Annotated in this window: 13 protein-coding genes; 4 read left to right on the plus strand and 9 right to left on the minus strand. The window is 58.2% G+C overall.

All coding sequences use genetic code 11. The features are described 5' to 3' along the window. Both feoB and ACED87_RS08210 read left to right on the plus strand, forming a co-directional pair. Positions 1 to 1,718, plus strand: a 1,718-nt coding sequence (gene feoB / locus ACED87_RS08205) for a ferrous iron transporter B (RefSeq protein WP_449089883.1), incomplete at its 5' end; no start/stop codon positions are given. A 4-nt stretch (positions 1,719 to 1,722) separates the two neighbouring features. Beyond that, positions 1,723 to 2,277 (plus strand): NifU family protein, encoded by a 555-nt coding sequence (locus ACED87_RS08210; RefSeq protein ID WP_449089884.1) that lies wholly within the window; start codon positions 1,723 to 1,725, stop codon positions 2,275 to 2,277. On the opposite strand, the gene mnhG is transcribed toward ACED87_RS08210, so the two are convergent. The 9 genes from mnhG to ACED87_RS08255 form a co-directional block, all read right to left on the minus strand. Continuing rightward, entirely contained in the window at positions 2,274 to 2,630 is a 357-nt protein-coding gene (gene mnhG, locus ACED87_RS08215) for a monovalent cation/H(+) antiporter subunit G (RefSeq protein WP_449089885.1), read from the minus strand. The two genes, ACED87_RS08210 and mnhG, sit on opposite strands and share 4 nt — an antisense overlap. A 3-nt stretch (positions 2,631 to 2,633) precedes the next feature. Continuing rightward, positions 2,634 to 3,050, minus strand: a complete 417-nt coding sequence (locus ACED87_RS08220) for a monovalent cation/H+ antiporter complex subunit F (protein ID WP_449089886.1) — start codon at positions 3,048 to 3,050, stop codon at positions 2,634 to 2,636. Further along, complete coding sequence (locus ACED87_RS08225) at positions 3,047 to 3,631, minus strand: Na+/H+ antiporter subunit E (RefSeq protein ID WP_449081377.1); 585 nt, start codon at positions 3,629 to 3,631, stop codon at positions 3,047 to 3,049. The genes ACED87_RS08220 and ACED87_RS08225 overlap by 4 nt, the downstream gene beginning before the upstream one ends. Next, positions 3,628 to 5,250, minus strand: a complete 1,623-nt coding sequence (locus ACED87_RS08230; RefSeq protein WP_449089887.1) for a Na+/H+ antiporter subunit D — start codon at positions 5,248 to 5,250, stop codon at positions 3,628 to 3,630. Before ACED87_RS08230 ends, ACED87_RS08225 begins: the two co-directional genes overlap by 4 nt. Positions 5,251 to 5,253: 3 nt before the next feature. Next, a complete protein-coding gene (locus ACED87_RS08235; RefSeq protein ID WP_449081381.1) occupies positions 5,254 to 5,766 on the minus strand; it encodes a Na(+)/H(+) antiporter subunit C in 513 nt (170 codons plus the stop codon). A gap of 3 nt (positions 5,767 to 5,769) precedes the next feature. Next, positions 5,770 to 8,904 carry a Na+/H+ antiporter subunit A gene (locus ACED87_RS08240; RefSeq protein WP_449089888.1) on the minus strand — a complete coding sequence of 1,045 codons (3,135 nt, stop codon included), beginning with the start codon at positions 8,902 to 8,904 and terminating at the stop codon, positions 5,770 to 5,772. A gap of 218 nt (positions 8,905 to 9,122) precedes the next feature. Then, positions 9,123 to 9,947: an HAD-IIB family hydrolase gene (locus ACED87_RS08245; protein ID WP_449089889.1), complete on the minus strand. Its 825-nt coding sequence runs from the start codon at positions 9,945 to 9,947 to the stop codon at positions 9,123 to 9,125. 10 nt (positions 9,948 to 9,957) lie between these two features. Then, positions 9,958 to 10,482 carry a YbhB/YbcL family Raf kinase inhibitor-like protein gene (locus tag ACED87_RS08250; protein ID WP_449089890.1) on the minus strand — a complete coding sequence of 175 codons (525 nt, stop codon included), beginning with the start codon at positions 10,480 to 10,482 and terminating at the stop codon, positions 9,958 to 9,960. Positions 10,483 to 10,568: 86 nt separating this feature from the next. Continuing rightward, complete coding sequence (locus tag ACED87_RS08255) at positions 10,569 to 11,513, minus strand: carbohydrate kinase family protein (protein ID WP_449089891.1); 945 nt, start codon at positions 11,511 to 11,513, stop codon at positions 10,569 to 10,571. 224 nt (positions 11,514 to 11,737) lie between these two features. On the opposite strand from ACED87_RS08255, the gene ACED87_RS08260 reads away from it, so the two are divergent. Together ACED87_RS08260 and ACED87_RS08265 are read left to right on the plus strand one after the other, a co-directional pair. Then, positions 11,738 to 13,183 carry a glyceraldehyde-3-phosphate dehydrogenase gene (locus ACED87_RS08260; RefSeq protein WP_449089892.1) on the plus strand — a complete coding sequence of 482 codons (1,446 nt, stop codon included), beginning with the start codon at positions 11,738 to 11,740 and terminating at the stop codon, positions 13,181 to 13,183. A 108-nt stretch (positions 13,184 to 13,291) separates the two neighbouring features. Further along, the gene (locus tag ACED87_RS08265; protein WP_449089893.1) at positions 13,292 to 14,095 is read left to right on the plus strand and encodes an exodeoxyribonuclease III; all 804 of its coding nucleotides are present in this window, start codon (positions 13,292 to 13,294) and stop codon (positions 14,093 to 14,095) included. Positions 14,096 to 14,165 lie beyond the last annotated feature (70 nt).

The following is a 14,165-nucleotide window of genomic DNA, read 5'->3' on the forward strand; positions in this document are numbered from 1 at the left end:
GATGCTCTGCTCCTGGTAGCAGACGCAACCACCCTGCGCCGCTCCCTCACCTTCCTCTCCCAGGCCCTAGCCCTGGGAGCGAAGCCATACCAGATGCTCTGCTCCTGGTAGCAGACGCAACCACCCTGCGCCGCTCCCTCACCTTCCTCTCCCAGGCCCTAGCCCTGGGTAAGCCCGCAGCCCTGGTACTCACCATGGTTGATGAGCTTCGAGCCGGTGGCGGTGAACTCGATGTGCAACGCTTCGCCCAAGCCCTGGGAGTGCCGGTCGTTGAGGTCGTTGCCCACCGCGGCCGAGGTGTGCAGGACGTCCGCGCCCTCCTAGCAGACATCCCGGCCTGGCCCACGCTCCTGGTACCCCCGCCCGTTGACGACCCGCAAGAACTCAACATCTGGATTGACTCCGTCCTCTCAGTCTCTGACTACCGCCCACCTGCCCCCAACCGCATCACCCGCGGTATTGACCGTTACCTGCTGCACCCGGTAGGTGGTAGCATCATTTTCTTTGCGGTCATGTTCCTCTTCTTCCAGACCATTTTTGCGGTAGCCGCCCCCGCCCAGGACGCCATCGAGCAGTTCTTTGCTTTTCTGGGTGAGGCCGCCAGCTCCCATATCACTCACCCGGTACTGGCTGATTTTGTGAATACAGCCCTCATTGGGGGTATGGGTGGGGTCTTGGTTTTTATCCCGCAGATCCTCTTGCTCTATCTGCTGATTTCTATTCTGGAATCAGTAGGGTATATGTCGCGTGCGGCATTTTTGATGGACCGGGTCATGGCCTACTCAGGGCTAGACGGCCGCGCCTTTGTGGCGATGCTTTCGTCCATGGCCTGTGCAGTACCTGGCATCATGGCAACCCGCACTATGCCCTCCTCTCGTGACCGGCTGGCTACCATCGTCTCTGCACCTTTGATGACCTGCTCAGCCCGCCTACCCATCTACGTGCTTCTCATTGGGTTACTCATACCAGCTGATTCTCGTGTCGGGCCCTTTAGCACCCAGGGGGTGGCACTCTTTGCCATGTACCTGCTCGGCGGGTTAGCGGCCATGCTGGTAGCAGCTCTTTTTAAATCGACTATTCTGCGCCGCGGCACCCTCCCCTTCTACCTAGAGATGCCACCCTACCGTCTGCCTGCCCCGCGGGCGCTCCTTACCGCAGTGTGGGTGCCAGTATGGATGTTCATCCGCAAGGCCGGCACTATCATTCTCGTTGCCACAACCATACTGTGGGGATTGATGTCCTTCCCTGCCCAGACTGAAGCTACTGAGGGTATGAGCGATGCCGAAGCTGCCGCCTACGTGCTCGATCATTCCTACGCTGCGGCTATCGGCAAGTCCGTGGAACCCATTTTTGAGCCGCTAGGTTTTGAGTGGCGTATCAACGTGGGTCTCATCGGTTCTTTCGCTGCTCGTGAGGTTTTTGTCTCAACCATGGGCCAGGTTGTTGCCGCTGAAGATATTGAGGACCCTAGCGACGCCCTAGCTGCTATGACCTACACCTCTGGCGAACATGCTGGTGAAAAGGTGATGACGGCCCCCACCCTGGTTGCTTTGCTGGTCTTCTATGCCTTTGCCATGCAGTGTGTCTCTACCTTGGTAGTGATGCGCCGTGAAACTAACTCCCTGAGATGGCCGGCATTCACCCTGGTTTATATGTTTGTCTTAGCCTGGGTGGGGGCCTGGCTGGCTCGCACCATCACCGTCTGGTGGCTCGGGTAATCTCATGCGGGTTCTTTTACACCCGGAGGCCACCGATAACCCGGCTGAGGTGCGCTGGGTTTTACCGGATTACCCCGGTGATTTGGCTATGGTGGCCGCCCACCCTGACTCCCCGCTGGCTGAGCTTGTAGCTGGCGGGGTTCTGGTGAGCGCCACCGGGTCTGCCGGTGCGATTTCTACTCTGGCGCATAGCCCTGAGGCTTGGAAAGATATTGCCGGTCAGGTGCGTAGAGCTGTTGAGGATACCGTTGCCCCGGTCATAGAGGCCAGGGCAGGGGCGCAGCAGCAAAGTTCTAACTCGGCGCTCAGTGCCCAGGATTCTGCGCTGCTGGCCGATGTAGCGCCGCAGGTTTTGGAGCGCTACGTGCGCCCCTTAGCTGGCGCCCACGGCGGAACAATTGAAATTACAAGAATTGCTGATGGTGCCGTCTGGGTTTACCTTGACGGCGCCTGCCGGGGCTGCCCGGCGGCGTCCTTTACCCTCCAGCAGCGGTTTGAGCGCGAACTCAACCGAACCCTACCGGGGGTCAAGGTGCGTGAAGAGAGATGCCGTCTTTAGTGGCCTTCGACCTCATCTACTAGGGCGCGCAGGTCATCGTGGCCCAGGTCGTCCTTGCGGAAGTGCTTATTACGGTAGCCTGAGCGGGCCATCATGTGCCCAGAGATAGGGATGGTGAGCATCTGCAAGAGCAGAATCACCAGCAAAACAGGCAGCAGCGCTAGGGAGCGGAAATGAAAAGCCACCGCCAGCAGCATAAGAATCATGCCGAGAACCTGGGGCTTAGTACCTGAGTGTAGGCGGGTGAGCAGGTCAGGGAAACGCATCAGGCCGATAGCGGCCCCCAGAGACAGGGCTGCACCAAAGACCATGCACACCATGGTGAGAACATTAAAAATGGTATCAAGATTCATGGTTTATTCCCCTTGGTCTTTGCTGGCTCGTACCGGATGGGCCTGGTCGTCGCCTCGTTTATCGGTGTCTTCTGCCAAGGTATCTGAGGCGGTATGTTTGCCTTTTTTGCGGGAGCGGCGGGCAGGCCGTTCTGGCAGGCTAGAGACTGGGGCGGCTTCATTGGCCTTGGAGTTATCGGCAAATCGTGCCACCGTTACTGACCCGACGAAACCAATCATGGCAAGAGATACCAGCAGGATCAGGAAGAACTGGCTGTTGGTGTGAATCATCAGAATGCACAGGGCGGCGGTCAGAATTGAGATGAGGACGTCGCTAGCTAGTACCCGGTCTAAGAGGGCAGGGCCCTTCCAGATACGGTAGACCGCGCCCCAGGTTGCTAGGGTCAGGATTAGTCCGCTGGCCCAGATAGCCCAGGTCATGCGTGCTCCTTTCGGCTGGTGGCCCGGTCGGCCTTCTGATCTTCTTTAAGTGCCTCGTATTCTTCACGGCTACCGGCGGCCTTAATAATTAGCTCTTCAAAGTAGGCTACCTGGTCGGTGAAATGCTCAATTTCTTCTGGGGTCGAGGCGTTGAGCACATGGAAGTAGAGCACGGAAAGGGAGCGGTCTACTTCTACCACCACAGACCCAGGGATTAAGGACATGGTGTGGGAAATAGCGGTCAGCAGTAGGTCTGATTGGGTGCGCAACTGCACGGCCACTATAGAGTTACGCAGGGGTGGACGGAAGGTGGCAGCTAGCCACATGACCTCTACGGAGGCTTTGGCGATGTTCCAGAAGAATTCCACGGTGAACCGGGCAGCGTAGAAAATGTTGAACCGGTTTGATAGGTAGAGGGTAGGCAGCCGGAAGACTGACATGGTCAGTGCTGCTAGCACCATACCGAAGGCGATGAAGCGTAGGGAGAAGTCCTGCCAGAGGGCGCACCAGACAAAGACCAGCCAGAGGAAGGGGGGTATGGCGTGAATCAGGCTCTGGGTGGAAAAGGGGGGCTTTTTCACTGGTTCACTTCCTGGGAGCGGTTCTCTACGATTTGCTGTTCAAGGTACTGGGCGCGGGCGGGTGCCTGGTCGCCAAAGACTGAGCTGATGTAGAGGTCGGGGTTGAAGAGATTGGTTGAGGCGTTCTCAGCTAGTTCAAAGAGTGGGCCGGAGAAGACTGTAATCATCACACCCACCAGCACGAGGGAGACGGTAGCAGCCATCATGGAGGCTGGAATCGGCTTAGTCTCATAGCTAGCTGAGTCATCGGAATGTTCTGCCATGACCAAATCAGCGGTAGGTTCTTCGGCTTCCTTAGCTGGGCGCCAGAAGGCTTTGTTCCAGACGCGGGCCAAGGCTAGGAGGGTCAGCAAGGAGACCAACACACCAATAGCTGAGTTCACGTAGGCTAGGGTCCCACCGTTTGCGACGGCTGCTTCAATGAAGCCCACCTTACCGATAAAGCCGGAGAAGGGCGGGATGCCGCCGAGGTTGATGGCAGGGATGAAGTAGAGCAGGGCCAGGATGGGGGCGGTGGTCATCAGACCGCCCAGGCGGCGGACGTTGGTGGAGCCGCCGCGTCGTTCTACCAGGCCAACGACCATGAAGAGGCCGGTCTGAATCACGATGTGGTGGGCGATGTAGAAGACTACGGTGGTCAGGCCCAGCTTATTTCCTAGTGAGATGCCCCAGATCATGTAGCCGATGTGGCTGATGAGGATAAAGGAGAGCAGACGCTTAATATCACCCTGGGCGAGGGCGCCTAGGATACCTACCAGCAGGGTTAAGCCGGCAACAACACCCAGGAGGGTGTCGAGGCCTCCTTCGGGAAAGAGGAGGGTCTCGGTGCGGATAATGGCGTAGACACCCACCTTGGTGAGCAGTCCCGCGAACACAGCGGTCACCGGGGCCGGGGCTGTGGGGTAGGAGTCAGGTAGCCAGAGGGAAAGGGGGAAGACCGCAGCCTTGATACCAAAGGCAATCAGAAGCATCAGGTGCAGCTGCATCTGGGTGCCCTCAGGCAGGGTGCCGAGTTTGAGCGACAGGTCGGCCATGTTGATGGTGCCTACGGAGGCGTAAACGAAACCGATGGCGGTCAAGAAGAGCATGGAAGAGACAACCGAAACAACCACGTAGGTCACGCCAGCGCGAATACGCGGGGTGTTGGCGTTCATGGTAATCAACACGTAGGAGGCCATGAGCAGAATCTCAAAGCCCACGTAAAGGTTGAAGAGGTCCCCTGCCAGGAAGGCGTTTGAGACGCCTGCCAGTAGCAGTAGGTAGGTGGGGTAGAAGACCGAGATGGGTACTTCGTCGTCCTCATCAGAGAGGTTCTGCCCGGTTGCGAAGATGAGAACCGCCAGGGAGATGGTCGATGAGACAACTAGCAGCAGGGCTGAGAGCTGATCGGCCACCATGGTGATACCGAAGGGGGCAGGCCAGCCGGCCAGGTGAACGGTTTGGGGTTCCGCGCCCCAGACGGTAGCGAGGAGTAGCGCCTCAAAGATGAGGGTCAGGGTCACTGCGGCGAAGGCGATGAAACGCTGAACTGAGTCCTTCTTAGAGATGAAGGTGATAGCTGCCGATAGAAAGAGGATGATAATGCACAGCGGCGCCAGTTGGGCGGTAGCGATATCCATGTTCTACTCTCCCTTCTGGTCCACGAGGGGGTGGCTGGTGGTCTGGCTAATTTTCTTTTTCTCTTCCGCTTGAGTGAATTCCTTTTTACGGGTGGCCTCATCGGCGTCGAACTCTGAGGCTTCAACTTCGGCGGCGGCGTCCTCTTCCTTGTCGAAAGAGTCCTGCTCGGCAACGCGAATATCTTCAGCGTCATCCGTAATTTCGTCGGCCTTAGAGAGCAGCCAGGAGCGGTAGATGATACCCAGAATCAGGGCGGTCACGGCACAGGAAATGACGATAGCGGTCAGGATCAGGGCCTGTGGCAGGGGGTCGGAGTAGTCTTCAGCGGCGATGTCCTTGTTGAAGAAGGGGGCTAGGCCCGCTGGGCCGCCAGCGTGCAGAATCAGGATGTTGGTCGCGTTGGTCATGAGCATCAGGCCCAGGAGTACGCGGGTCATGGAGCGGTCAAGGATCAGGTAGACCCCCACGGCGTAGAGCACGCCCATGACCAGAATAAGACTGAGGTCAATAATCATGGTTTATGCCTTTCCTGCCTTGTCGCGGGCCTGCTTATCTCTTTTACGGCGCTCATACACTAGCTTGAGGTCGATACGTTCACCTAGGCTGCGCAGGATATCGAGCACCAGGCCGATAACGAGCAGGTAGACGCCAATATCGAAGATGGTGGCGGTGACGAAGTGGACGTCACCGAAGATGGGCAACCAGAAGTCCAGCACGTAGCTGGAGAAAATGGGGTCACCCCATAGGGCCGGTGCCAGGGCGTAGAGGGCGGCAATACCCAGGCCCATTCCTAGGAAGGTACCGGCTGAGAGGGGGGAGGCAGCCCGCAGTTCTGCACCGCCACCGGCCAGGTAGCGGACAACGAAGGCCAGGCCCACCATCAGACCACCGGCGAAACCACCACCGGGCAGGTTGTGGCCAGCAATCAGCATGTAGAGGGAGACCACAATCAGGGTGTGGAAGAGCAGACGCGTCATCACTTCTAGCAGAATTGAGCGGGATTCTGGCGGCAGGGTACGACCTGCCACGATGAAGGGGTCACGCTCTACCGAGGAGAACTGACCGGCCACCCGCTGGGCTACAGTAATCTGGGTGCGCTGGGCAAAAGAAATCTCAATTTTCTTCATGGCCGTGGTGTCAAGCCTGCGGGCGGAGCCTGAGTCGGCGCGTCCTTCAATAAAGAGTAGGGAGGCAACACCGGTAGCGGCCAGGGCCAGTACCGAGATTTCACCGAAGGTATCCCAGCCACGCATATCAACCAGGGTCACATTGACCACGTTGTAGCCGTGGCCAATCTCGTAAGCCAGCTGGGGGGCATCAAGGGAGATGGGCAGCAGGGAACGAGAGGAGAAGGTGAACATGGCCAGGGCCATCATGAGAGTGGCGAACCCCAGGCCGATAATGACGCGCAGGGTTCGGCGGGCACCGTCCTTACCGTCCTTGGAGCGGATGTGGGGGATGCGGCGCGGTAGCACTCGCATCGCCAGCACGAAGGCCACCAGCACAATGGTTTCAACCAGTAGCTGGGTGGCTGCCAGGTCGGGGGCAGAGCGGAGGGCAAAGAGGATAGCCATACCATAACCGGTGACAGAGACCATCATGATCGCCAAGAAGCGCTTACGGACGAAGACCACCACGAGGGCTGCCACAATCATGACAATCACGATGGACCACTGGGCCGGGGACTCCGAGACACGCAGGTTAGCCAGCGGCGGGGTTTCGTTGATAAAGAGGGCGGCGAAGGGCACCACAACGGCGGTGACCAGAATGACGCTCAGATAGAAGCCCAGGGAGCCTCGCTGGGTCATACCGGTGACCCATACCGCTAGGCGGTCAAGTCCATCGAGGGTGTCACGGTAGACCACTGAGGCCGCCGGGGTGCTGGGCAGGGTGTTCTGCAGCTCTTCAATCTGCCGGCGGAAGATAAAGAGCAGGGCACCGACCAGCATAATAACTAGGGAGGTCAGCAGGGCCGGGGTGATGCCATGCCAGAGAGCCAGGTGCAGCTCAAGGTCAGGGGCGCTTGCGGGGAAGGCCGCAAGGAAGGGCTTGACGAAGAGGTGGACCGGTTCGGGGTAGAGGCCATAGACGATGGTGAGGAGAGTCAGCACCACCGGGGCGAAGATGAAAGTGTAGGAGATGGGGTGGAAGGCTGTATCGGGGCTGAGCTTCTGGCCGCGGCGGTTGCGGTCAAAGTTGCGGGTGTTGATATCGACCTCACCGTTATCCACGGTTTCACATTCATCGCTTTCACATTCGCCAGAGCCAGTTTCTACACGGCAGTACTTCACGCCTTCCTTGTGCATGTAGGCGTAGGGTTTGACGGCGAAGGCCCCCCAGACGAAGCGAGCTGAATATGCGAACGTAAGAATAGAGCCCAGAACGATAGCAATGAGGGTGGTTGCCCCTTGCCAGCCGGTGGTGTGGGAGAGGTAGGTTTCGAGCACCGTTTCCTTGGCTACGAAACCGGCCAGGGGTGGGATGCCGGCCATGGAGGCCGCTGAGATAGTAGCGACAATAGCCAGTTTAGGCGCCCTGCGGTATATACCTGAAAGCTTATGAATATCGCGGGTGCCGGATTGGTGGTCGATGATACCGACCGAGAGGAAGAGGGTGGCCTTGAAGAGGGAGTGAGCCACCATGAGCCCCATAGCCGCGTAGATGGCGTCCGGGGTGCCACCGGAGATGACCAGGGCCAAGAAACCTAGCTGAGAGACAGTACCGTAAGCCAGAATGAGCTTCAGGTCGGTCTGTTTGAGGGCGGCCCAGCCGCCGAAAACCATGGTGAAGGCACCGAAGATGACGAGGACGTCCTGCCAGATCTGCACCTGGCCGTAGCCGGGGGCCAGGCGCAGCAGAAGGTAAATACCGGCCTTAACCATGGCCGCTGCGTGCAGGTAGGCCGAGACGGGGGTTGGTGCGGCCATGGCCCCAGGGAGCCAGAAGTGCGCGGGGAAGAGTGCTGATTTAGAGAGAGCACCGCAGAGAATGAGTACCAGCGCGGCTGAGAGCATGCCCATGCTCAACGATCCGCTTCCCTGCTGGGCAGAGGTGAGGACGCCTGGCCCTAGTTGCACCAGCTCAGCCAGTGAGTAGGTGCCGAGGCTGTAGCCCAGCATGACGATACCGACCAGCATGGCCAGACCGCCGGCTGTGGTGACCGTTAGGGCCTGCAGGGCAGAGCGGCGGGCTGAGAGGCGGTGGCGGGAGTAGCCAATCAGCAGGTAGGAGAGGATGGTGGTGATTTCCCAGAAGATGAACATGAGAATCAGGTCATCAGCGGTAATCAGGCCGAACATGGCACCGGCAAACCCGAAAAGATAGGCGGCGAATTGGCCGTCGTCACCGGTGGAGTGTTTGAAGTAGCTTGCGCAGTAGAAGAGCACCAGGGAGCCGACGCCCAGCACTAGCAGGCTCATGACCCAAGAGAGGGTGTCCATGCGGAAGGTGATGTCTAGGTCTAGCTGAGGGATCCAGCGGTAGCCTTCTTCCCAGGGCGTGCCGCTAAGTATGTGACCGGTTTTGGTCAGCACCAGGGCCAGGACGGCGGCGGGGATAGCTGCCAGCAGGTAGAAGGTTGAGGTGCCCATTCGGCGGTAAAGCCAGGGGGTCACTATGGATACAAGTAGGAAAAGCGCAAGAACTATGGTCACGTATCGGCCCTTAGGGTCGGCGGCGGTAAAAGCCGTCACACGCTAGGGCTAGGACGGCAGGACTCTCTCCTTTTAAAAAGAGCAGGCCTACTCAGTTTACCTGTCCATGCTCCCATCTCATAGGATCTGTGATATTTCATGTATTTTTATACAGTTCGCCTGGTGCAAACCCTGATACATATTTTTTCCCTGTCAGCTACCACACCAGCTAATCCCCACTAGCCCTCGCCTTTAGCCAAGATACGCTCGATCATTTGAGCGACGCCGTCCTCTTCAAATCCGGGGCAGATACGCCCTACCCGGTTTTTAAGCTCTGGTAGGCCCGATGCCATCACATAGCCCTGGCCTGCCCAGTCCAGCATCTCAAAATCATTGGGCATATCACCAAAAGCAGCTACCTCACCCGCTTTGACCCCTAGCGATGTGGCAAAGTCAGCTAGCACCCGGCCCTTGTTTAAGCCCCGTTGAGCAATTTCGACCAGGGGCTGGTAGGGGGCGGAGCGGGTGACAGAGGCCCGCTCCCCCACCAGCTCTTGCACCTGAGCCAGAAGGTCTGCTGGCACAGCGCCGTCCTGAAACAGCAGGTACTTCACGACCTCTATCTCAGGAGTTAAAACCTGCCCCAGATGGCCTTGGAAGACCTTACTCATATCTTCTGGAACGTGTGGCTCGTAGGTGCCTTGAACATAGACATGCTCTAGGGTTTCAGCAATATAGAGGGCCTGGGGGAAGGCCTGCTCTAGCTCCGTGTGCAGGGTATGGGTGGTGGCTCCACTGATGGGGCGGGTGGCAACGACCTGTGAGCGGGCTATATCGAAAGTTACTGCACCGTTAGAACAGAAAACAAAGGAGTTCTCGCCGTTCCATTCTTCCCCGAGTTGTTCGAGGACCGGACCCATCCAGCGCAGGGGGCGGCCGGTGACAAAGACGATGCGGACGCCAGCCTCCGCCGCCGCGTGCAGGGCCTGCAGGGTGCGGGGGCGGAACCTGAAGTCGCTCCCAATGAGGGTGCCATCCAGGTCGCTGGCAATCAGTTTAATCATGCTCTACATTCTAGTTCTCTTCTTCATAGGTGGCAGTCAGGAAGGCCCGGGCGATGCCGTGGGAGAAGAGATTGAAGTTGACTACGGCGCAGCTAGCGTCTTCATCGAGGTCGAGTTTTTCAACGTCTACGGCGGTCACGCAGAAGATGTAGCGGTGGGGCCCGTGGCCTGCGGGCGGGGCGGCACCGAGGAATTCGCGGGTGCCACCGTCATTCAGGTGGGCCAGGGCGCCAGAGGGCAGGTTTGATGCTGCCCCTGTAGGTAGCTCGGTGACTGTTGCGGGGATGTTTGAGACGGTCCAGTGCCAGAAGCCTGAGGGGGTGGGGGCGTCCGGGTCAAAGCAGGTGACTACGAAGGACTTGGTTTCTGCCGGGAAGCCCTCCCAGGAGAGCTGGGGTGAGAGGTCTTGCCCGCCTGCGCCCATGGTTCCAGAGACCTGGGCGCGGGGCAGGGTCTGGCCTTCGCTGATGTCGGTGGAGGTGAGGGTAAAGGTGGGTAGTTCCGGTAGGTCTGCGTAGGGTTGGCGGTTGAGCACGGGGGCCTCCTTGGGAGGTGAGTGGTTTAAACTAGACAATACCCAGTTTACTGACTATCTTCCCCGGTGAAAAGGAACCTGAAAACCTAGCCCTGAGGGTAGAGCACAGCGTTCAGCTCATCACGGCTCGGCAAATCAGCACCCTCACGAGAAACCGTAATGCCCGCAGCAACCGTAGCAAAAGCCAAGATTTCTTTCAGGTCGTCCTTACTCAGCAACTCAATAGCGGCACGGGCACCCTCACCCTGAATATCGCGATCTAGCAGGGCCGCAATCAGGGCAGCCATCAGAGAGTCACCGGCACCTACAGTATCGGCAACCTCAACCCGATAGGCAGGCAGGGCAACACCATCAGGTGAGGTCTTGTGGGTAATAGCCCAGGGGCCCATCTCACCGCGGGTAACAACCATCAAGGATGCCCCCAAATCCAGCCAGACTTGGGCAGATTCTTCTAAACTACGGTGGGGGTAAAGCCAGAGCAAATCCTCATCAGAAGCCTTCACCACATCTGCATTCCGCACGATGCTCTCAGCCCAGGCGCGAGCGCCAGCAGCATCAGGAACAATGGCAGGGCGGCAGTTCGGGTCATAAGAAATCAGGGCGTGGGCGGCAGCCTGCTTGACCGTCTTGAGCACAGCGGAGGCCCCTGGCTCTAGCATGGCGCCAATAGAACCCACGTGTAGGGCAGTAGAACTCTTGCCCGCTTCTTCTAGGGCCGCCTGGGCGGCATCAAGTGACCAGTCAATGTCGAACTCGTAGTGAGCAGTACCGGCCTGGCCGATAGTGGCCTGGGCGGTTGAGGTTTTCTTGGTATCTGCTTCCACAGGCACAAGGACGCCCGAGTCGCGCAGGTGCGCGTCAATCATCTGGCCGTAGGCGTCCTGGCCGTAGCGGCCAATGAATTGGGCCTGGTGGCCCAGGCGGGAGACACCCACAGCGACGTTCATGGGGGAACCGCCGGGGTGGGCGTAAGATTCTACGCCGGGGCGCTGGACAAGGTCTACGAGGGCTTCGCCAATGACAGTGAGCATAAACTCATTTTACCGGTTGTGGCTCTGACCTTAGCGAGGTTTCGTGTCACAAATTCCACTTGTGAGAGAACAAACTATAAACTTAGGTCTGGAGTGCCCACCAGCCTACCGCCCCAGACGGCGCAGCGTAAGGTGTGGGCCGCCAGTTACTAGCTACCGGCGCATCGTTGCGCTGCCTAACTGATGAGTTCAATGACGCTACTCATCAAGGAAGAGGTCACACTATGACTATTTCTGCCGATAACGCTCACAAGCAATGGCTTGCCTCTGAGGCTGAAGCCGAAGCTATGATTCCCCTGATTGGGCACCTGAATCGAGAGAACAAGGTAGTTATCTCAATTCATGGGCACAGCCTCATTAACAAATCTGTAGTTCAGATTTTGAAGGCTCACCGTTTTGCCCGTCAGATTGATGATATTGAGCTAGACCCGGCTGATTCTCTAAAAATTCTTAAGATTGCCAGCACCCTCGACCTGGGCGCCTGCTCCCTAGATCTAGCTAGCCTGCAACGCAAGTTTGAGGCAGCCGAGGCAAGCGACCTTGAGGCCTGGCTCAAGCAGGAGCTGGCTCCTGTCATCGGTAAGAAGGGTCAGATTGACGCTGACTCTCAGGACGTTGTGCTCTACGGTTTTGGTCGCATCGGCCGCCTGCTGGCCCGCATCCTCTTGGAGCGCTCTACCGGCCCTGGCCCCCAGCTGCGCGCTGTTGTTGTCCGCAAGAACACCGACAATGACCTCTACAAGCGTGCTTCACTGCTGCGCCGCGATTCAGTGCACGGTGCTTTCAAGGGCATTATCCGCGTTGATGAAGAGAACTCCACCATCATTGCCAACGGCACCCCCATCAAGTTCATTTACGCCTCTGACCCCTCTGAGATTGACTACACTGCCTACGGCATTGATAACGCTATCGTGGTGGATAACACCGGTCGCTGGCGCGACAAGGACAGCCTCTCCCGCCACTTGCAGGCCAAGGGCGCTGCCCGCGTCCTGCTCACTGCCCCCGGTAAGGGCGTGAAGAACATCGTCTGCGGTGTCAATGATGACATCATCGACGATAACGACACCGTGCTCTCAGCAGCTTCTTGCACCACCAACGCTATTACCCCCGTGCTTGCTGTCATGGACGAGGTGTTCGGTGTTAAGCGCGGTCACGTTGAGACCGTCCACTCCTTCACTAACGACCAGAACCTGATTGATAACTTCCACAAGGGTGACCGCCGCGGGCGCTCTGCTGCCCTGAACATGGTTCTTACCGAGACCGGGGCAGCGAAGGCTGTTTCTAAGGCCCTGCCCCAGCTTGAAGGCCGGCTGACTGGTAACGCTATCCGCGTCCCCACCCCTGATGTATCCATGGCTATTTTGAGCCTGCAGCTTGATAAGCCCGTAGGTTCCAAGGAAGAACTCAACAACCTGCTGCGTGAGCGCTCACTGCGTTCACACCTGCGCCGTCAGATTGATTTCACTGACTCTCACGAGGTTGTTTCAACCGATTTCGTTGGTTCCCGTGCTGCTGGCGTGGTAGATGGTCTGGCAACTATCACTTCTGGCGACAATAACGCCATTCTCTACGTCTGGTACGATAACGAGTTCGGTTACTCCTGCCAGGTAATTCGCGTGCTAGAAACCATGGTGGGCGACCAGCTGCAGAGCTTCCCCGCAGAGGCCTAAGAACTCTGAGGGTGCGGACGCCCCGCCCCACGATTAGGTGCCCCCGGCTGAATGAGCCGGGGGCACTTTGTGGTGGGGGTCAGGCAGGGCGGTTGTTAGGCTAGGAACATGAAAATTGCTACCTGGAATGTGAACTCTATTCGTGCCCGCGCTGACCGCGTGGAAGATTGGCTAGAGCGCAACGATGTGGATGTGCTGGCCCTTCAAGAAACTAAGGCCACCGATGAGACTTTCCCTTACGAAATCTTTGAGTATTTGGGGTATGAGGTGGCCCATTTTGGGCTGTCGCAGTGGAACGGGGTGGCTCTCGCTTCTCGTGTGGGGTTAGAGGATATTCAGCGCACTTTCACCAACCAGCCGGCCTTCGGTAAACCCGGCGAGGAGGCTACCGTTGAGGCTCGCGCTATTGGGGCTACCTGTGGTGGGGTGCGGGTGTGGAGTCTTTATGTGCCCAATGGTCGTGCTATCGATGACCCCCACATGCCCTACAAGCTGGCCTGGCTTAAGGAGCTACGCAAGGAGGCTGCGACCTGGCTAGAGCAGGACCCTGACGCCCAATTTTCCCTCGTGGGGGACTTCAACATTGCCCCACGGGACGAAGATGTGTGGGATATCGACTTTTTTAGAGAGAACCAGATGACCCATGTGACGGAGCCTGAGCGGGCGGCCTTTAAGGCTTTTCTCGATGAGCCCTTGGGGTTAGTTGATGTGGCTCGTAAGCACACTACTGTGCCCTATACCTACTGGGACTACACTAAACTGCGTTTCCCCAAGAATGAGGGTATGCGCATTGATTTTCAGCTTTACTCCCCTGCCCTGGCCCAGCGGGTTGTGGGCGCTGAGATTGACCGTGAGGAACGCAAGGGCAAGGGCGCCTCAGATCATGCCCCGGTGATTGTTGATATCAGCTAGCCCAGCGGACGCCCGCCCCTACCCCCTAGAGTTGGGGCGGGCTTGTGAAGAGGTTGAGATAGAGAAAGAG

The sequence above is a fragment of the Rothia sp. 32237D007AR genome (assembly GCF_053544675.1).

Coding starts and splice junctions, on each gene's coding strand:
- ACED87_RS08235 (WP_449081381.1), bottom strand. CDS start 5,766: ATGATTATTGACCTCAGTCTTATTCTGGTCATGGGCGTGCTCTACGCC.
- ACED87_RS08230 (WP_449089887.1), bottom strand. CDS start 5,250: ATGGATATCGCTACCGCCCAACTGGCGCCGCTGTGCATTATCATCCTC.
- ACED87_RS08245 (WP_449089889.1), bottom strand. CDS start 9,947: ATGATTAAACTGATTGCCAGCGACCTGGATGGCACCCTCATTGGGAGC.
- ACED87_RS08255 (WP_449089891.1), bottom strand. CDS start 11,513: ATGCTCACTGTCATTGGCGAAGCCCTCGTAGACCTTGTCCAGCGCCCC.
- mnhG (WP_449089885.1), bottom strand. CDS start 2,630: ATGAATCTTGATACCATTTTTAATGTTCTCACCATGGTGTGCATGGTC.
- ACED87_RS08220 (WP_449089886.1), bottom strand. CDS start 3,050: ATGACCTGGGCTATCTGGGCCAGCGGACTAATCCTGACCCTAGCAACC.
- ACED87_RS08265 (WP_449089893.1), top strand. CDS start 13,292: ATGAAAATTGCTACCTGGAATGTGAACTCTATTCGTGCCCGCGCTGAC.
- ACED87_RS08210 (WP_449089884.1), top strand. CDS start 1,723: ATGCGGGTTCTTTTACACCCGGAGGCCACCGATAACCCGGCTGAGGTG.
- ACED87_RS08260 (WP_449089892.1), top strand. CDS start 11,738: ATGACTATTTCTGCCGATAACGCTCACAAGCAATGGCTTGCCTCTGAG.